Origin of the sequence: Pseudomonas neustonica (assembly GCF_003797945.1) — a bacterium.
Classification (GTDB): Bacteria; Pseudomonadota; Gammaproteobacteria; order Pseudomonadales; family Pseudomonadaceae; genus Halopseudomonas; species Halopseudomonas neustonica.
Window position 1 is genome coordinate 249,089 of sequence record NZ_RKKU01000001.1, and the last position, 18,621, is coordinate 267,709.

Consider the following 18,621-nt stretch of genomic DNA (forward strand, 5'->3'; position numbering starts at 1 on the left):
TTTTTTGCTCCTGAGTATTTCTGAAGCATGGTTTTATTCGGTTGGCTTTTTCTGACTGCGGTCACTCAAATACTGATAATCAGTTTGGGATCGGTTTCGCCTAGCGGCGAAACCGTTATCTAGCTAACGCATGATGGTTGAGATAATACTCGGAGCAAGCTTCGTTCAGGCCTTGGCAGACAGAGTCAGACGCCAGTTCACCCCAATCTCGCCCGCAACCACCCGCTCAACGCATCCACCAACAACACCATCGCCAGCATAGCCAGAATCACACTCATCGCTTTGGATTGCTGAAACAGGCTGAGTGTGACGTGCAGCATCTGCCCCAAACCACCAGCGCCCACAAAGCCCAATACCGCGGCCATACGAATATTGTTTTCCCAGCGATACAGGGTGTAAGCCAGCCACTGGGGTATGACGCCCGGCAGGGTGCCGTAGAGAAAAGCGGTGGTGGCGGAGGCACCTGCTGCGCGCAAGGCATTGGCCGGCTCGGGTGGGGTGTTTTCCAGCGCTTCGGCGAAGAGCCTGCCGAGTACGCCCGTGGTATGCAGGGCGATGGCCAGGGTACCGGCAAAAGGGCCCAGTCCTGCTGCCAACACCATCAGTGCAGCCCAAACCAGCTCCGGCACAGAGCGCAGCGCATTAAGCAGCAGGCGGCAGAGGGCTTTTGCCATATTGCCCAGTCGGCCTGCTGCCAGCAGGCTAAATAGCGCCCCAAAGAACGCGGCCAGCAGGGTGCCGATAGCTGAGATCGCCAAGGTCTCAAGCGTGCCTTGCCACAGTTTGTTGAGCCAGCCTGCGGAGGTGTTGGGTGGGAAGAAAGAGCCTGCATAGTCCAGCATCTGTGCGCGACTATCAGTGCTGAACAGGCTGGCAAAGTCCAATTGCAGATAAGCAAAAGAGGCTACCACTGCGGCAACGATTGCCAGTAGCCATAGTGCTGCGCTGAGGCTCTGCTTCATGCCAGCCTCTTGCGCAGTTGCTGGCTGATCTGGTCGGCCAGCAGCACCAGCAACAGGAAGGTCAGCAATATGCTGACTACTTCCCCACCGGCAAACATGCGCATGGACAGGTCAATCATTTGGCCCAGCCCGCCAGCTCCTACGAAGCCCATGATGACCGAGGCACGCACGGCGCACTCCCAGCGATACAGAGTGTAGGACGTTAGTTCCTGTGCAGCATTGGGCAGTACACCGTACAAAAAAGCAGCCAGGCGGGAGCTGCCACTCTGCAGTAATGCGCGGGCAGGTTGTGGATCAACCGATTCATAGATTTCCGCATAGACTTTGCCGAGCATGCCGCTGTAGGTAATGGCTATCGCCAGGACGCCAGCAGTGGGGCCCAGTCCCACGGCGCGCACGAACAGCAGCGCCCAAACGATCTCCGGTATGCTGCGCAGTACGATCAGAACAAAACGAACAGGGTAGCGAAGCAGGCGGCCAGTCCGGCTGGGACGGCCACTAAAGAGTGCCGAAATAGAGAGCGTGCGGGTAGCGATGAGGCTGAGGGGGATAGCCAGAATCAGTGCCAGAGCCAGGCCCGCGGTTGCCATTGCCAGGGTTTCCAGTGTGGCTCGACCAAGCATTAGCAGGAACTCAGCGCTGGTATCCGGCGGCCAGAACCCTGCCAGGAAACGGCCCATTACCTCGCGGTTTTGCGCGTTAAAGAGTATCTGCGGCCGAAACTCGGTCAGTTGCAGGCCAGGCCAAAGCACCAGCAAGAGTGCCAGTGTCAGCAGTGCGCGGGGAGTGGCAGCTGGGTCATGCCAGTGGGCCCGAGTTGCGGTTACAGGCATCGGCTACGCAGGCTGTTGTTGGCCGCAGCGGCGTATTGATCGGCGGTATCGTCCAGGTCGGTATTCAGGTAAAGCGCATCCAGATCCTGCTGGCTGATGGTGTCTGCGCGCTTGTCGAAAAGAATCTCGCCCGCTCTAAGGCCGATCACGCGGGGGAAGTGTTTCAGCGCCAGTTCTACCGCATGCAGGCTGGCGATCAAGGGCACGCCGCGTTCACGGGCAATGCTGCCGAGGATGCTCAGCGTATGTTCGGCCAATACCGGGTCCATCGCCGAGACGGGTTCGTCTGCCAGCATGATGTCCGGTTTTTGATAGAGCACGCGGGCGATGCCGATGCGTTGTTGCTGTCCGCCCGACACCTGATCGCAGCGTTCGAAGAGTTTTTCTGCCAGATCCAGGCGAGACAACTCCGCTCGGGCGCCTTCGATATCGCTCGGATAACACAGGGACAGGCAGGCGCGTGCCAAAGACCATTGCCCCAGCCTGCCGGCCAGTACAGCGGTTACCACCCGTTGGCGTGGTGGCAGAGGAGGGCTTTGGTGAATCAGGCCAATGCGGCTGCGCAGCTGGCGCAGAGCTCGGGCACCCAGTTGTGCGGGATTATGCTGCAGCAGCTGAAGGTCGCCGGAGGAGCTCAGTAGGCTGGTTGCCAGCAACTTTAGCAGGGTGGTTTTGCCCGCACCTGATGAGCCAATGATGGCGACCTGTTCGTCAGCTGCAATGCTTAAGTTGATATCCGATAGCGCGCGCATCCCGTTGGGGTGGGTATAACCCACCCCTGTCAGGCTGATGCTCACTCAAGCAAACCGGCAGCACGGGCAGCTTCTTCAATGCCCTGATAGTTTTCTGCACTGGTTGGCACAAAGCGTGAGGCGCGCTGTAGATCCAGAATCGCTTTATGCTCAGGATTGGCAGGGTCCAGTGCCAGGAAAGCGGCCTTGATCTTCTCGACCAACTCTGGCTCCAGGCCGCCGCGTACTGTCCAGTTATAGTCGTAGTACGTGGGGGTGACGGCGTAAACGTGGACTTTGTCAGTGTCGACCTTGTCCTGCTCGATCAGTTTTTCCCACACTGATGAATTCAGCACGCCAGCGTCTACCTTGCCGGATTCAACCCAGGCGACGGTCGCGTCGTGGGCGCCTGAAAAGCCGACACGGCTGAAGAAGGTATCAGGATCAATACCGTCCTGCTGCAGGAAGTAGCGCGGCATCAGGTGGCCAGAGGTAGAGGATACAGAGCCGAAGGCGAAGCTCTTGCCTTCCAGGTCTTGGTGGGTTTTGACGTCCGGATCAGCCGTGATGAAGGTACTGGTGAACACTTCGTCCTGCTCGCGCTGAACCAGCGGAATTGCGTCGCCGGTGCGAAGTTTGGCTTGCACGTAAGTGAAACCACCCAGCCACGCCATGTCTAGGCGCTTGGCACCCAGCGCCTCAACCACGCCAGCGTAATCGGAGACAGGCTGAAAAGTAACCGGGATGCCAATTTGTTCTTCCAGATACTTGCCCAGCGGCTCGAACTTGCGCATCAGCTCGGTAGGCGCTTCATCGGGGATGGCGGAAACGCGTAGCTCAGTGGTTTGCGCCAGTGCAGCGGTAGAAAAAAGGGTGGCAACAGACAGGCACAAACCCGCCAGCGCAGCCAAGGGGCGTTTGATCATCGACATGTTTTACTCCGGTTCAATAGCGGAAGACTCCCAAACGGCTGTCGTGGCCGAGCGGGGCATGGTCGCAAGTGTAAAGAAAAACCGCCTGCAGGCGAAGCCCTGAGACGTGCAGCTATGCCGCAAGCTGCTTACAATTGAGTGCTTTACCTTTCGGAGAACACTCCATGCGCTGGAAGCTGGCCGCCAACCTCTCGCTGCTGTTTACTCAACTTCCTTTATTGGAGCGCGTAGGCGCTGCTGCCAAGGCAGGGTTTGATGGAGTGGAAATCCAGTTTCCCTACGCCATACCGGCTATCGAATTGCAGGTTGAGTTGCAGCGCCACGGCATGCCGCTGGTGTTGTTCAACTTGCCGGCCGGAGACATGCAACAGGGCGGGCCAGGGCTGGCAGGTGTGCCGGATCGCCAAGCAGAATTTGCCAGCGCCCTGCAATTGGCCCTGGAGTATGCGCAGGTGCTGCGGCCGCAAAAGGTCAACGTGCTCCCCGGCAGATTGGCCGCAGGAGTTGATCGAGCTACCGCACTGACCATCTTGGCCGCCAACCTGAAGAACACAGCCGAGGTCTTTGCGCCTCTGGGTATCGGCGTGGTGTGCGAGGCGATTAACCGGCTGGATATGCCGGACTTTTTGCTGTCCGGCTCCGACGAGCTGGCTGAGATGCTGGAGCGGGTCGATCATCCTAATCTCTCCGCGCAGCTCGACTTCTATCACATGGCACGTATGAGCGAGCATTTGCCACACAGCGTGCAGCGCCTGGCCGGACGCATCGGCCACGTGCAGTTTGCTGATTGCCCTGGTCGCGGCGCACCCGGTTCAGGCGAACTGGATTTTGCCGCAGCGTTAGCGGCGATGGACAGCGTTGGGTACGACGGATGGTTGGCTGCTGAGTATCGCGCTGAGGCGGATGATGATATGGCTTGGATGGAGACTTGGCGGGCGGCTGGGTGGGTATGACTGCATTTCTGCGGTACTCGACAGCTTGGAGTATTCGTATGATGTTGGTTCTTCGCCTGTTTTAACCGCGCAACTAAGCTACGACACGGACTATTAAATCCCATCTGAGCGGGCGAGTAGCGCAGAGCTGCCGGGGAAAAGGTCCTCGCGGTGTCTGAGCGAAGCGAGTTTGCGAGGGGCCCCGGCAGGTCGAGCAACGGAGCGAACCCGAAGGGCCGCGCAGCCGGGTACCGAGGGGGGGTGTCGGGGGGAGTGGGTAAGCATTCCCCCTGACTCGCCATCCGGTGAAACCGGAAATCAGCTAGCCACATACTGTATGCATATCGCATGCTGGCTGGCAGCCTAACCACCCCAACTACATACCCGGCCCACAACGCACTTCTTCCGCATCAACCAGCTTCTCCTGAGTCTGCTGATCATAAAGCCAGCCTGCAGGCCGCCAGCCACGGCGTTCGGTTTTGAGCAGATACTGCATGCCGGCAGCAAAATTATCGTATTTCACCTCCATCACACAGGTGCGTAAGTTGGCGTCCAACAGGGCGCCGCTGCCGGCGCCACCGGGTACTTCGAAGTGATAGCGCACCTGCAGGCTGTGCGCGCCGGGCGTGATGTCGCCGAAGCGAATGCTGGGCGTAAGCTCACCATCCAGGCGGTAAGCTCTCACATCGTTGCCCACATCAGCATCCAGGTTGACCCGAGCCATGCCGCCGTCCAGTGGCTTTTGCGGTACCGGAGAGCAGGCGCTGCATGCCAGTATGATTGCCAGCGCGCTGGCGCAGAGGTGGAGTGCAGTGTGGCTCATTGTCTAGGTAATTCTCCGCTATTTAAGCTGTTTTCCATCTTCAAGGCCCGTTCGATATCAATCCCCAGAATGATCACGCCAGTCACCTCACCGCTGCTGGGGTTACGCACGGTATTGCTCACGTGTACCTGATAACGCTGGGTCGATTGGTCGTAACTTAGCGGGCCCATATAAGGTTGATCCTGACTGGCAAAGAAGGGTTCGGCAAATTTGGCTTCGTCTCCTTGCCAGTAATCGGTAGTGACTTCGCTAGCGGCGATGTTCAGGCCATGCTGGTCGGTCACTATAATCTCACTTATCAAACCCTTGTAGCTCGCCTGCTGTTGCTTCAGCCAAAGTGACAGGGAATTGTTGCGTACGCTGTCTATCAGCGGTTGCTCTGTTTGTTGCTGCTCTTGTAGCCATTGCTGGTCCAGCGCATGTATCCGGCTCAAGGCCATATCGCCGCGGGTTTTATTCTCCTGTAACACCGCCTGCACCAGCAGAGGCTCGCGGCGCCAATTGTCGAATAGTGTTTCGTATAAGTGTGCTAGGCGAGCGCGCTCATCCGCTTGTAGTACGGCAATTTCGGGGATGCACTGGAAAACCTGTCGGTTAAACTGAGTCATAAAGGCAGGTTCACGGCTCAACAGCGAATTGGAGAAATAGACGCCCAAGGTGGTGTATTGCTGGAAGTGCGCATGGCTCGGGCGCAGATCCAAGGGTTGTTGCGTCATCTCAATACGCAGCGTCTGCTGGTCAGCCAGAAAGGCGTCGATGCGACCGCGCTCGAGCAGATAGAGCAGTTGCGCGGTATTTGTCACCAGCGGATCTACGTTATAGCCATGCTGTATCAGCCAATCTACCTGATTGCTGCCGCGCACTCCGCCGATGCGCAGGCTGCTGGAGGCGCCGAAGGCCGGAGGCCGCTCTGTGTTGTTGCTGTACCAATACCACTTTTCCAGCGCCAGTGGAGCTGACAGGGTGGCGAAGTTGCTGGCGTTGTTCATCCTGGTAGATGAGAAAAATCCTTCGGCCTTACCCTGACTAACTTCATGCACGGCGCGTTGCCAAGGCAGCACTCTGATCTCGTACTCCTTATCCATGGCATCGAAGATACAGGCCAAGGCCGTTATAGAACTCCCCGTCAAGCGATCACCCTCTTGCACCTGATAGGGTGGGAAAATGTCCGTATTCAGCATCAATGGCTCACTTTGAGCGGCCAAGGGGAGGGTGAAGATGAGCGCTAACAACAGGCGTCCCGGCATGATTATTTTCCAGCGACCTCGTTATGCCAACTATAGGACATAACCAGCGGAGGTGAGGGTGTTTTGCCGGGCCTCATCTCAGAATATAACGAGCTTTATAAATCGGACTGCTTGGGCTAGATCAATCCGGCCCATAGCGCTGGTATGGTTAATGTGAACGAGGCATGCTATTCACCTTATTTATAATTCATCGACGTCCGAATAAGCAGGGCGCAGATTCAGAGGAGTAGGGCATGCAAAATCTACAGGGCAAAGTAGCGGCTATTACCGGCGGCGGCAGTGGGTTGGGTCGTGAATTTGCGCTGTGTTGCGCAGCACGCGGCATGAAGCTGGTGCTGGGTGATGTAGATGAAGCAGGCATGCAGGAAACCCTGCGCGTGGTCGAAGCCGCGTACCCGGGCACGCCAGCCGCGACCATGCGGCTGGACGTATCCAAGCTGGAGCAAGTGCAGGCCTTTGCCGATCTGTGCAAAAGCGAATTTGGCGCCGCGCATTTGATCTTTAACAACGCTGGCGTAAGCGTCGGTGGTCCGGCTTGGGAAAATACCGTTGCGGACTGGGAATGGGTAATGGGCGTCAATCTGTATGGCGTGGTCTGGGGCGTTAAAGTCTTCACCCCAATGTTTATCGAGCAGGGCGAAGGTCACATTATCAATACCGCCTCCGCAGCTGGCTGGTTGAATGGCCCGAGCATGTCGATTTACAACGTCACCAAGCACTCGGTCGTTGCTTTGTCAGAAACCCTGGCGCTGGACCTGCAAGACATCGGTGCCAAAGTCGGCGTAACCTGCCTCTGCCCGGCCTTCTTCCCCACCGGCATCTCCGATTCGCAGCGCAACCGGCCTGCGGATATGGCAGATACCATCACGCCCAGCGAGATGATGCTCAAACGCACCGAAATGACCAAAGCCGCAGTGCAAAAGGGCAAGATTCAAGCGCCGGACATCGCCGAGCAAACCCTCAAGGCGGTAGAAGCTGACCAGTTCTACGTATTCCCGCACCGCAAGATCAAGCAGCTGATCGGCCTGCGTGCCCAAGCGGCGGATGCTGAAACCACCGTGTTCGACTCAATGAATCCCTGATCGCCGCGACAGCCTGCAGCTCTTTTTTTTGAGTGCAGGCTGTTCAGCCAACCATCGCCAGCCGGTGATGTGGCTGGTGTATTGTCTGCTGGGCCTCGCCAAACACAAATTCTTCGATTGCCGCTCTGGTGTCCTGCCAGGCTGTCTTGTGCTCCAAGTCCAGAAAGTGCCCGGTATGCGCGATACGCACGAAGGTCGCGCGGGGCGCCAGATCAGCAAAGTGCAGCGCATCATCCACGCTGGTGTACTTGTCCCAGGTTCCATTGATAAACAGCAGCGGAATATCAATATTGCTCACGCAACTCATGTACTGACTACTGTCCAGCTCCAGCACCTGGCGAATATGCAGCAACATCTGCGCGTACTCATGCTCATCCAGACTGCTGACATGTCGGAAGTTGCAGCGTTTGAACAGCGGTGGCAGGTGCTCGCCAATGGTTTCATTGATCAGATTGCCGATCTGCTGACGATCACAGGCAGCAAGATAGGTTTTGCCGCGTGATAGATAGTCATGCATCGCCGGGTTGATGATGGGCGAGAAAGAGGTGATTGTCGCGCGCTTGATGCGATCAGGGCGCTGGGCCAGTGCCAGCATGGTAGCGACCCCGCCCCAAGAGAAGGACAGCACTTGGTCAACACAGAAATGTTCAATCAGATCCAGCAGGATCAGCGCCTCATCTTCTTTGCCGATTAGCAGGTGGTTGCTGTTGTGTGCCCGTGAATGCCCACTGTAAGGTTGATCAAAGAGTACAACGTTGAATAGTGGCCTCAGATAGCGCAAGGTCTGCCCGAAGGACGCACTTGTCGCCAGTGAGCCATTGACTAGGATGATGGTCGATTCGGCGGTGGGATTGGGGTAGAACCAGGTGTGCACCTTTAAATCTCGGTGCACGCGAATAACGGCTTTTTCAGCGCACATGGGTACCTCGGCGTCAGTCTGTTGGCGTGCGCCTTGGCACACGGGTCTGGAAATGACACCAGCTAACCCCACGGAGGTTACAGGGGTGTTGCATGGCTGTACCGCTGGGGCAATCTTCATGCAGATGTAATGTAGGGCGGTGCGCTGAGCGGGAATCGCTGAACTGATCGCTGCCATGCTCGGCGTGGGAATGCAGCGCGGGGCGCTTAGCATCCCTCCTGCTACCCGAGTCGCCCAGAATGCGTGCGTTCCCACGCCGAGCATGGGAACGATCATGTAGTAGAGCACGCTGCCGCGGGATTCCGGTCGTTCCCGCGCTCCGCGTGGGAATGCAGTCCAGGACGCTCAGCGTCCCTGCTGCAACCAGCGTTACTCAGACCGTGCGCGTTCCCGCGCTGGAGCATGGGTACGATCTACGGGAGGACCATGCCCAGCCGAAATCAGGCCCGTGCAACACTCGCCCTAAAGTTATTCCTCACCCCGTCGATAAATAGTCATCGGCGGAGCATCTGATTGGCGTCAAAACCATGTCAGGTGCGTTTAGGGTGTTCTGGGTTAGCTGAGCGCTTGCAAAGCACAGCAAAAATAATTCAGCAAAAACCCTAAAGGTCCTGACAGGGATGCCGATAAAGTAATCGAATGCGAACTCAATGGGTGCCTGGGCAAAGCCGGCCCGCGAGTCGCAAGCTCAGGCAAACAACACTAGGTCGAGGTATTTATCATGGCTCTTACAGTCAACAGCAACATCGCTTCCCTGAACGCTCAGCGTAACCTGAGCTCGTCTTCCAGCAACCTGTCTACTTCTCTGGAGCGTCTGTCTTCCGGTTCGCGCATCAACAGCGCCAAAGATGATGCTGCTGGCCTGCAGATATCCAACCGTCTGACCAGTCAGATCAACGGTCTGGGTGTTGCGGTAAAAAACGCAAACGATGGTATCTCTATCGCGCAGACCGCTGAAGGTGCTTTGCAAGAGTCTACAAATATCCTCCAGCGCATGCGTGATCTGTCTCTTCAGGCTGCCAACGGTAGCAACAGCGATGTAGACCGTGATTCACTGCAGAAAGAAGTTTCTTCATTGCAAAGCGAGCTAACTCGAATCGCTGATACGACTTCATTCGGTACTCAGAAGCTGCTGGACGGGACTTTTGGAAGTAAGAGCTTCCAAGTGGGTTCTAACGCAAATGAGACTATCTCAGTAAGCTTGTCAGATGCATCAAGCGGCAAACTTGGTGAGAACGTGAAATCTGGTGCTGGTGGTGTGTTCGGTGCAGCGGCTGCTGCCGGTACGGCGTATGGCGTTGCTACTGGTGCAACCGACATGGTATTGAGCGGCAACCTCGGCACCTCTGTTGGAACTGACGTCTCAACACAAAACGCAAAGGATGCAGCAGCTACACTTAACGCTTTGGGGACGGGTGTCGAAGTATCTACTAAGGTCTCTGTAGAATTAGCGAACTTTACTGCAGCTGACACAGGTACGTTGTTTGTTGGGGATACAGAGTATGATCTCAGCAAATACAATGGCAGTGCGAAGGAGCTTGCAGCTGCTATCGGCAAAGATGGCTATTCTGCAACGTTTGATAGCACTACCAATAAGCTCACTGTTTCAGCTGAAGGCGTAGAAGGTATTCGTGCTGAAGGTACTGCCTCTGGTACGTTGACTATTGCTAATGCAACCGGGGGCACTGTTGGCGCTAGCGATGTTGTGGACGTGGGCGGAGTGGTTGTTAACTCTGAGCTTAAGTTCAGTTCGAGCGATGCTTTCACTGTGACTGGTGGGACTGGTACTACTGCGGCCATTACTTCGGCAGGCACTACGTCAACTTTGGCCTCGGTTAACACTATCGACATTAGGTCTCAGGACGGTGCTCAAGACGCACTCTCCATTATTGATGCGGCTTTGGCTAGTATCGACAGCCAGCGAGCTGACCTCGGTGCGGTACAGAATCGTTTTGATTCGACCATCAGCAATCTGCAAAACATTGGTGAGAACGCTTCAGCAGCACGCGCTCGCATCATGGATACCGACTACGCTGCTGAGTCTGCCAACCTGGCCAAAAACCAGATCATGCAGCAGGCTGGTACTGCGATGCTGGCTCAGGCCAACCAGTTGCCACAGGCGGTCCTCAGCCTGTTGGGCTAAGGGTAAACTGAGGTAATATTGCGTAGAGAGGGCGCGCCCTCTCTCCGCTTTCTCCTTTGTGAGGTACGCGCCATGGATATGGGTGTAATTAAACCGTTTGAAGTAACCCGCTCTGCGCCAAGCGCTGCGGCGGTGGAAGCGGGCGCCGGCAAGGGCCAAGCAATAAGGCAGATGGACGCTGCACAATCAGCATCAGCGCCGCAACCGGTAGAGACACAAACCCCTGAAGCGGTAGAGCAAAGCCCGGAAGTAGAACGCGATCAACTGCAGACAGCAGTGACTGATCTCCAGGATTTTATCCAGTCGGTACGCCGAGACATCAATTTCAATCTTGATGAAGACAGTGGCCGAGTGGTGGTTAATGTAACCGAGGCAGCCAGTGGTGATGTGATTCGCCAGCTTCCCTCGGAAGAGGCATTGCGATTGTCGGAAAATCTTTCTGAAATCCGCAGTTTATTGTTTGAAGCCAAGGCCTGACTAACTGCTTGGCTATGCCGGTTGGTGGCATGGGATTTGCTTTCTTTCCGGAAACGTACGTTCGGCAAGCGAACCGTCAATAATCGGTCGCAGAGGGTAAAGTCATGGCAATTACCGGTATCGGCTCTGGTTTAGATATCAATAGTTTAGTTGGCGCTCTGGTCAACGCAGATGCGGCTCCCAAAACGGCGCAGCTGGATCGGCTCGAGAAAGCCACCACCACCAAAGTGTCGGCACTCGGACAATTCCGCAGTGCGCTATCTACTTTCCAGGCCGCCCTTGAAAAGCTTAACGATCCTGCACTCTTTGAAAAGCGCAGCGCCACCTCCAGTGCGACGGATAACGTCAGTATCTCGGCCAGCTCCAAAGCTGTTGCTGGCAATTATAACGTGCAGGTATTTAACCTAGCGCAGACCGGTAAGGTAGCTTTGGCAGGGTTTGATAACGCTACCGATGCACTGGGTACTGGCACCCTTACCATCAGTGTTGGCGATGAGTCGCTGGACATTGATGTGCCTGAGGGCGGTAACAGTTTGGCTAATATCCGCGATGCAATTAACAAGGCCGGCAAAGAGAGCGGTCTGAGCGCGACTATTGTTAATGATCCAAGCGGTGAGGGTGGTGCACGGCTGGTATTGAGCTCTAGCAAGTCGGGTACTGGTAATGATATCAGCGTGGCTGTATCGGCAGATGCTGCGGGCGAGCTTGGTAAGCTGGCATTTACTCCGCCATCTGGTGTTGATGCTAATTTTGAGCCAACCTCTGCAGATGCAAACGATCCGCGAGCCGCGCGCGTCATTAGCTATTCTCGAGATGCCAATTTCGCCATTGATGGTTTGAATCTCAGCAGCGCCAGCAATACCGTTGAAAACGCCATCGAAGGCGTGACTTTGACACTCAAAAGCGCGCAATCGGCTGAGTCGCTGGCGAATGCTGAAAGCATTAACGTAGGTGTGGCTGAGGATAAGGTTGGTGTTCGCAAATCGATCACTGATTTCGTCGATGCATACAACAAGATGCTTGGCAGCGTAAATGCTCTAACCAACGTCACAGCTGTTGGCGGTGATAATTCTGAACCTTTAGTGGCAGCTTTGGTGGGTGATTCTTCTGTGCGCTCATTTATGAGCAGCATGCGTGGCGAGTTGGGCTCTCCGGCGAGTGGTGATGGTATTCGTGTTTTGTCCGAGCTAGGTATTACTACTCAGCGTGACGGTAAGCTGGCAGTGGATGACACCAAGCTGGATGAGGCACTGGAAAGTAATTTTGAACAGGTAAATGCTTTTTTCACTGGCGATGAAGGATTGATGGCGCGTCTGGAAAGCAAGGTTAAGCCATATACGGAAACTGGTGGTTTGTTGGAAAATCGTACCAAAGCGTTGCAGAACACACTGTCAGGGCGCGGTGGGGTGGACGAGCAGCGCGAAGCCCTAACTCTCCGCTTGGGTAAACTGGAAGCACGCTTGTTCGCACAGTTTAATGCTATGGATACGCTAATCTCCCAACTGAGTAGTACAGGTGGGTTTCTTGACGCTCAACTCGACAGTCTCCCCGGCTTCGTGAAAAAGGATTAAGCAATGGCTAGCCCAATCGACACCTACAAGCAGGTTAATATTTCGCAAGAAGTATCCCAGTATCGCGCCGTGCAACTGCTGCTGGACGGCGCTATTGAGCGCCTCAAATTAGCCCGTCACGCGCAGGCAACCGGTAACCCTGAACGACGCGGTGTGGCGGTGAGCAGCACCATCAGCATCATCGGGGCACTTCAGGCGTCGTTGGATAAAGATATGGGCGGCGAGATCGCCGAAAATCTTGATGCACTTTACGATTATATGACCCGTAAGCTAGCTGGTGTCGCCTTGGATGACACGCCGCGCTCGCTCGATGAGGTTCAGCAGTTGTTAAATGAGATCAAAGAAGCTTGGGATGCCATTGAACCTGCTTGATTGATCGCTCTTTAATACAGAACTTCCACGTTTAAGCTGCTTATTTGGGTATGCACTGCTTCTGCTTCTGCTTCTGCTTCTGCATCTGCATGCGCAAGTAGGCCGCGCTTGCGATGGGACGGCTATCTTCGCTAGGCTGTTATATATGTTGTTCTTTTTAGCAAATTCGCCTCAAGTTTCCCCCGCGCTGCCGATATAAACATCATGTGCCATCTATCTTCAGGATATGCCCCATGAATGCTTATGCCGCGATGAAGCAGTACCAAACCGTCAACGTTAACGCGCAGATCAGTGAAGCTGATCCGCATCGTTTGATCCAGATGCTGATGGATGGTGGTTTGCAACGTGTAGCTCAGGCCAAGGGTGCCATGCAGCATAGCAACGTGGCGTTGAAAGGTGAGCAGATTGGTAAGGCTATCGCGATAATTGGTGGCCTGCGTGAATCGCTGGACCACAAGCAGGGCGGTGAGGTTGCTGGTAATCTCGATAGCCTCTATGCTTTCATGCAGCAGCGTTTAAGCCAGGCTAATTTGCGTAACGAAGTGGCATTACTGGATGAGGTGACCGAACTGCTGCGTGAAGTTAAATCCGGCTGGGACGGCATTCGCCAATCTTGAGGAGCACTCCGATGGCTAATGCCGTTGAACAAATCCAAAACACGCACGAATCCTTGATCTCTGCTGTGCAGGCCGGCGACTGGCAGCAAGTAGGCGAGCTGGATCGGCTTTGCCGTCTGCAGGTCCAGCAAGCTATGCAGGACCCGCAGCGTGACGATCAGCAAATTGCTGACGTACTGGAGCATCTGAGCGGTACTTACCGTGAGGTCGTTGCCTTGTGCCAGGCAGTGCAAGGCAAGCTGGCGGAGGAGTTGCAGGGGTTACAGAAAAGCCGTCAGGGTGCCAAGGTATACCAGATGTTTGACTGAAGGACTCTGACTGCAAATAATTAGCCAACTTTGCTGCGCCAACTATTTGACTGTTGCGTCATTTCTGACTACATTTAAGCCCAATATAATAGAGTGTGGCTCGGTGCTATCATTATGCCGTGTCCTACCTAGTGCGCCCACAGGAAAGCCCCCCTGCCTATGCTGCTCAACAGTCATATCTTGTCGATCGACGACTCCCCGCAAAACCGCCATGACTTGGCTGTTATTCTCGGCTTTTTGGGCGAGGACGCTATTATCAGTGACTCGCAGAGCTGGCTTGCCGATGCGGGTGCTCAGGTTGAATCTGCGGGCGCGGTCAAGTGTGTCATTCTCGGTCGCTGCGAGCATGAGCATGGCTTGCCTGCGCTGCTGGGACAGCTCGATAAGTGGGACGAAAACCTGCCGGTGATCCTGATTGACCCAGAGCAATCGAGCAAATGGCCTGATCACCTCAAGCAACGCCTGCTGGCCGTGCTGGAACCTCCGCTCAGTTATAACCATCTGCTTGATGCCTTGCATCGTGCCCAGGTGTACCGCGAGGTTTTTGAAGAGAACGCTAATCGTCAGCGCCAGCGAGAGCCCAACCTGTTCCGCAGTTTGGTAGGTACCAGCCGCTCGATTCATTCCGTCCGCCAGATGATGCAGCAGGTTGCCGATACGGAAGCGACAGTGCTCATTCTGGGAGAATCGGGCACCGGTAAAGAGGTGGTCGCGCGCAACCTGCATTACCACTCGCGCCGTAAGGACGCTCCCTTTGTGCCGGTGAATTGCGGTGCGATTCCTGCCGAGTTGCTGGAAAGCGAGCTGTTTGGTCATGAAAAGGGCGCTTTCACTGGCGCTATTACTAGTCGGGCGGGGCGTTTCGAGCTGGCTCAGGGCGGCACGTTGTTTCTCGATGAAATAGGCGATATGCCGCTGCCGATGCAGGTCAAACTGCTTCGCGTGCTGCAGGAGCGCACCTTTGAGCGCGTTGGTAGCAACAAGATCCAGACTGCGGATGTGCGAGTGATTGCGGCAACGCATAAGAACCTGGAGCAGATGATAGAGCAAGGCAGCTTCCGTGAAGACCTGTTCTATCGTCTCAACGTATTTCCTATCGATATGCCCGCCATGCGCGAGCGCATTGAAGATTTGCCGCTGTTGCTGAACGAGCTGATTACCAGGCTCGAGCAGGAAAAACGTGGCTCAATTCGTTTCAGTACCTCTGCCATCATGTCGCTGTGTCAGCACGAGTGGCCGGGTAACGTGCGTGAACTGGCAAACCTGGTGGAGCGTATGGCTATCATGCATCCGCATGGTGTTATCGGTGTGGGCGAGCTACCACGCAAGTTCCGCTATGTAGAAGATGACCAGGACGACCTGCGTCAACTTCGAGAAGAGGATGACGAGCGCAATGATGCTTTCAGTGGCTTGGTCGGGCTCGATAGTCCTGCCTTCCTGCCGCCAGAGGGGCTGGATCTGAAAGACTATCTCGCGGGTCTTGAGCAGACGCTGATTCAGCAGGCGCTTGATGAGTCCAACGGTGTGGTCGCGCGCGCTGCGGAGCGGCTAAAAATCCGTCGCACGACCCTGGTTGAGAAGATGCGTAAGTACGGTCTCAATCGTGGCGCTGACGTGTCAGAAGACTGACGCGACTTTCTTTTTTTATTGATAAGCTCTTGTTTTAAATCATATATTATTTAGTGGCACGGGCTTTGCTTTGTCTCCCCTGACGACAGGTTTCAGTACCCAGGGGAATCCCGATGGCCGTATCCGCAAAACCCATTTCGCAGGACGCAAAGCAGGCTGACGCAGAGAGTGACGCTCAGCCGCTGGCAGGTGCGTACGCGCGTTTTAGTGAAGTCTCTGAGCAGCTGGCGCAGTCGCATGCATTGCTGGAACAGCAGGTTTCCATGCTCAAGCGTCAGCTCGCCGATGCCGAGAAGCAGCGCACGCATGAGTTGTCGGAAAAAGCCCGCTTGGCCGGACGCCTGCAAAATGTACTGGATTTGCTGCCCGGCGGCGTGGTGGTTCTCGACGGGCGAGGTGTGGTGCGCGAGGCAAATCCTGCCGCGCGTGAGCTGTTAGGTGAACCACTGGAAGGCCAGCTGTGGCGAGACCTTATTCGCGATCGCTTCGCGCCGCGTGATGATGATTACCACGAGGTGTCTTTACGCAGTGGTCGGCGGGTATCGCTGGCTACCCGGTCTTTGATTGGTGAGCCTGGTCAACTGATCCTGTTGAATGATTTGACCGAAACCCGTCAATTGCAGAGTCGTTTGGCGCGCAGTGAACGCCTGTCAGCACTGGGACGCATGGTCGCCTCGCTGGCTCACCAGATTCGTACCCCCCTTTCTGCAGCCCTGCTATACGCCGAACACCTTAACGATCAGGCATTGGCGCCAGCTCATCGTGTGCGTTTTACCGAGCGTCTTCAGGGTCGTCTGCATAGCATTGAACACCAGATTCGCGACATGCTGCAGTTTGCCAAGGGCGATTTGCCGATTGAGGACTACTTGCCGGCGTCGATTTTCTTTGAGTGGCTGCAGAATCAGGCGGACAACCTGATCGAAGAAAAGGGGGGGCGTTGTCGCTGGGACTACTTGCTGTCAGAGGATGTGATGCTTCGCTGCAATCGCGACACCTTGACTGGGTCGGTAACCAATTTGATCGATAACGCCTTGCAGGCAGGTTCTCCTGGCGCCAACCTCAAGGTCACCATGCGCTTGATTGAGGGTCAGCTGAGTATCAGTGTGGTAGATACCGGGCGAGGCATGTCGCCGGAACTACTGGCGCGTATTGGTGAGCCTTTCCATACCACCCGTGCGCAAGGTACAGGTTTGGGTGTTGCGGTAGTCAAATCGGTTGTTAAGGCGCATAGCGGGATGTTTATGCTGCGCAGCAAGGCGGGCTGGGGCACCTGTGCAGAGATACTTCTGCCGGTTCGCCAGTTGGATCTGGATGAACAGGAGGCCTTATGAGCACTCAGACCACCCGTGTTTTGCTGGTTGAGGATGATCAGTCATTACGTGAAGCGCTGGCTGATACCCTGATGCTGGGCGGCTACGACTACGTACAAGCGCCGGATGCAGAGACCGCGCTGAAATTGCTGCGCCAGGAAAATGTCAGCATGGTTATCAGTGATGTAAATATGCCGGGCATGGATGGCCACGCACTGTTGCGGCACTTGCGTAGCGATTATCCCCATTTGCCAGTGTTGTTGATGACGGCTTACGGCACAGTGCAGCAGGCCGTTACTGCCATTCGTGATGGTGCGGTTGATTATTTGGTTAAGCCTTTTGCGCCCAAGGCGCTACTCGATCTGGTGGCGCAGCATGCTCAGGGCAAGCTTCAGTTGATACCCGGTGAGGGGCCGGTTGCGGTCGAGCCCGCCAGCCTGCAGTTGCTGGATTTGGCACGTCGGGTTGCTGCGAGCGACTCCACCGTGCTGGTGTCTGGTGAGTCGGGTACCGGTAAGGAGGTGCTGGCGCGGTACATTCATCAGAACTCACCACGCGCAGAGCAGCCCTTTATCGCAATCAATTGCGCAGCTATTCCCGAAAACATGCTGGAAGCTACCTTGTTTGGTCATGAGAAGGGGGCCTTCACCGGGGCGGTCGCGGCGCAGGCTGGCAAGTTCGAGCAGGCGAATGGCGGTACGCTGCTACTTGACGAAATTTCTGAAATGCCACTGAGTCTGCAGGCCAAACTTTTGCGTGTTTTGCAGGAACGAGAAGTGGAGCGTGTGGGCGGTCGTAAGCTGATCAAGCTGGATATTCGCATCATCGCTACCACTAACCGTGACCTCCCTGCGGAGGTGGCGGCAGGCCGTTTCCGTGAAGACCTGTATTATCGCCTTGGCGTTTTTCCTCTGCAGTGGCAAGCACTGCGCGAGCGCCCCGGCGATATTCTGCCGATTGCGGAGCGGTTGCTGGTCAAGCACAGCGGTAAAATGAATATGAGTGCTGTGCGCTTTTCAGCTGAGGCGATAGAAGCTATGCGTGCGCATGCCTGGCCAGGCAACGTGCGCGAATTGGATAACGCCGTTCAGCGCGCGTTGGTGCTGCAGCATGGAGGGCTAATCCAGCCGCATGACTTATGTTTGACGGTGGCGCCTGGCGCAGCGGTGACGGCGAGTGCAGTCAGACCGCTTACTCCCGCAGTTGAGGCTGCTCCTGTGGATGCTCAGCCCGTGAGCGGCGGTGTATTGGGTGCAGGCGTTAAACAGCGCGAGTACCAGATGATCATTGATGTGCTGCGCTCTGAGCATGGTCGTCGCAAGGAGGCGGCAGACCGTCTGGGTATTAGTCCTCGCACGTTGCGTTATAAGCTCGCACAGATGCGTGATGCCGGCCTGGACGTTGAGGCCAGCCTGTTCGCGGGGGTCTAATCCGCTAGGACTGTATGGATAAAAGGGCGGCTCAGGCTGATGGCCGCCTGGTTGCTTTGGCTCTGCCCTTATCTGTTTCGTCGTCCTGGTACTATTAGTCTGTTCGTTGTGGTGGTTGCATTTCTGCTAGATCGCTTTTCCCCGTTCTTTGAGCATTCCTTTCATGCTGCCATTGCTGGCTGACTGTCTCGCATACCTGCCTGTGTATTCCTCCTGCTTGCGTTGATGTTGTCTGTTGGCATCCATTTTGCTTGAGTACCTGTAAAGCGACAGTAGCCGTCAAAAAATTTACGGCGTGGAGGC

19 protein-coding genes are annotated in these 18,621 nt (G+C 55.7%); 12 read left to right on the forward strand and 7 right to left on the reverse strand.

What is annotated here, in order from left to right:
- Positions 1-197 precede the first annotated feature (197 nt).
- The 4 genes from phnE (EF096_RS01120) to EF096_RS01135 are packed head-to-tail and all read right to left on the reverse strand — an operon-like array spanning position 198 to position 3,452.
- A complete protein-coding gene (phnE, locus tag EF096_RS01120; protein WP_123887758.1) occupies positions 198-962 on the reverse strand; it encodes a phosphonate ABC transporter, permease protein PhnE in 765 nt (254 codons plus the stop codon).
- The gene (gene phnE / locus EF096_RS01125) at positions 959-1,795 is read right to left on the reverse strand and encodes a phosphonate ABC transporter, permease protein PhnE (protein WP_123887759.1); all 837 of its coding nucleotides are present in this window, start codon (positions 1,793-1,795) and stop codon (positions 959-961) included. The genes phnE (EF096_RS01120) and phnE (EF096_RS01125) overlap by 4 nt, the downstream gene beginning before the upstream one ends.
- The gene (locus tag EF096_RS01130; protein ID WP_123887760.1) at positions 1,786-2,592 is read right to left on the reverse strand and encodes a phosphonate ABC transporter ATP-binding protein; all 807 of its coding nucleotides are present in this window, start codon (positions 2,590-2,592) and stop codon (positions 1,786-1,788) included. The genes phnE (EF096_RS01125) and EF096_RS01130 overlap by 10 nt, the downstream gene beginning before the upstream one ends.
- Positions 2,589-3,452, reverse strand: a complete 864-nt coding sequence (locus EF096_RS01135; RefSeq protein WP_123887987.1) for a putative selenate ABC transporter substrate-binding protein — start codon at positions 3,450-3,452, stop codon at positions 2,589-2,591. The genes EF096_RS01130 and EF096_RS01135 overlap by 4 nt, the downstream gene beginning before the upstream one ends.
- 170 nt (positions 3,453-3,622) lie before the next feature.
- Here EF096_RS01135 and EF096_RS01140 point away from each other — a divergent pair, with 170 nt between their 5' ends.
- Complete coding sequence (locus EF096_RS01140) at positions 3,623-4,411, forward strand: hydroxypyruvate isomerase family protein (protein ID WP_123887761.1); 789 nt, start codon at positions 3,623-3,625, stop codon at positions 4,409-4,411.
- Between the two features lie 355 nt (positions 4,412-4,766).
- Here EF096_RS01140 and EF096_RS01145 read toward each other — a convergent pair whose 3' ends face one another.
- Complete coding sequence (locus tag EF096_RS01145; RefSeq protein WP_123887762.1) at positions 4,767-5,213, reverse strand: PA0061/PA0062 family lipoprotein; 447 nt, start codon at positions 5,211-5,213, stop codon at positions 4,767-4,769.
- Positions 5,210-6,460: a transporter substrate-binding domain-containing protein gene (locus tag EF096_RS01150; protein ID WP_123887763.1), complete on the reverse strand. Its 1,251-nt coding sequence runs from the start codon at positions 6,458-6,460 to the stop codon at positions 5,210-5,212. Before EF096_RS01150 ends, EF096_RS01145 begins: the two co-directional genes overlap by 4 nt.
- Positions 6,461-6,693: 233 nt before the next feature.
- Here EF096_RS01150 and EF096_RS01155 point away from each other — a divergent pair, with 233 nt between their 5' ends.
- The gene (locus EF096_RS01155; protein ID WP_123887764.1) at positions 6,694-7,542 is read left to right on the forward strand and encodes an SDR family NAD(P)-dependent oxidoreductase; all 849 of its coding nucleotides are present in this window, start codon (positions 6,694-6,696) and stop codon (positions 7,540-7,542) included.
- A 43-nt stretch (positions 7,543-7,585) separates the two neighbouring features.
- Here the strand turns inward: EF096_RS01155 and EF096_RS01160 are convergent, their stop codons facing one another.
- Positions 7,586-8,674 carry an alpha/beta fold hydrolase gene (locus EF096_RS01160; RefSeq protein WP_328588815.1) on the reverse strand — a complete coding sequence of 363 codons (1,089 nt, stop codon included), beginning with the start codon at positions 8,672-8,674 and terminating at the stop codon, positions 7,586-7,588.
- Positions 8,675-9,182: 508 nt separating this feature from the next.
- On the opposite strand from EF096_RS01160, the gene EF096_RS01165 reads away from it, so the two are divergent.
- The 10 genes from EF096_RS01165 (at position 9,183) to EF096_RS20245 (ending at position 18,501) form a co-directional block, all read left to right on the forward strand.
- Complete coding sequence (locus EF096_RS01165; protein ID WP_123887765.1) at positions 9,183-10,604, forward strand: flagellin; 1,422 nt, start codon at positions 9,183-9,185, stop codon at positions 10,602-10,604.
- Positions 10,605-10,676: 72 nt separating this feature from the next.
- Positions 10,677-11,081 (forward strand): flagellar protein FlaG, encoded by a 405-nt coding sequence (locus EF096_RS01170; RefSeq protein ID WP_235869587.1) that lies wholly within the window; start codon positions 10,677-10,679, stop codon positions 11,079-11,081.
- Positions 11,082-11,185: 104 nt separating this feature from the next.
- Complete coding sequence (gene fliD, locus EF096_RS01175) at positions 11,186-12,652, forward strand: flagellar filament capping protein FliD (protein WP_123887766.1); 1,467 nt, start codon at positions 11,186-11,188, stop codon at positions 12,650-12,652.
- Between the two features lie 3 nt (positions 12,653-12,655).
- Positions 12,656-13,024, forward strand: coding sequence for a flagellar export chaperone FliS (gene fliS / locus EF096_RS01180; RefSeq protein WP_123887767.1), 369 nt, complete (start codon positions 12,656-12,658; stop codon positions 13,022-13,024).
- Between the two features lie 233 nt (positions 13,025-13,257).
- A complete protein-coding gene (gene fliS / locus EF096_RS01185; RefSeq protein WP_123887768.1) occupies positions 13,258-13,641 on the forward strand; it encodes a flagellar export chaperone FliS in 384 nt (127 codons plus the stop codon).
- Positions 13,642-13,652: 11 nt separating this feature from the next.
- Complete coding sequence (locus EF096_RS01190) at positions 13,653-13,949, forward strand: flagellar protein FliT (protein ID WP_123887769.1); 297 nt, start codon at positions 13,653-13,655, stop codon at positions 13,947-13,949.
- 159 nt (positions 13,950-14,108) lie between these two features.
- Positions 14,109-15,578 (forward strand): sigma-54 dependent transcriptional regulator, encoded by a 1,470-nt coding sequence (locus EF096_RS01195; RefSeq protein ID WP_123887770.1) that lies wholly within the window; start codon positions 14,109-14,111, stop codon positions 15,576-15,578.
- Positions 15,579-15,685: 107 nt separating this feature from the next.
- Entirely contained in the window at positions 15,686-16,909 is a 1,224-nt protein-coding gene (locus EF096_RS01200) for a sensor histidine kinase (RefSeq protein WP_372237828.1), read from the forward strand.
- Complete coding sequence (locus tag EF096_RS01205; RefSeq protein WP_123887772.1) at positions 16,906-18,318, forward strand: sigma-54-dependent transcriptional regulator; 1,413 nt, start codon at positions 16,906-16,908, stop codon at positions 18,316-18,318. The genes EF096_RS01200 and EF096_RS01205 overlap by 4 nt, the downstream gene beginning before the upstream one ends.
- Before the next feature lie 39 nt (positions 18,319-18,357).
- Positions 18,358-18,501, forward strand: coding sequence for a hypothetical protein (locus EF096_RS20245; protein WP_158611217.1), 144 nt, complete (start codon positions 18,358-18,360; stop codon positions 18,499-18,501).
- Positions 18,502-18,621: the final 120 nt, after the last annotated feature.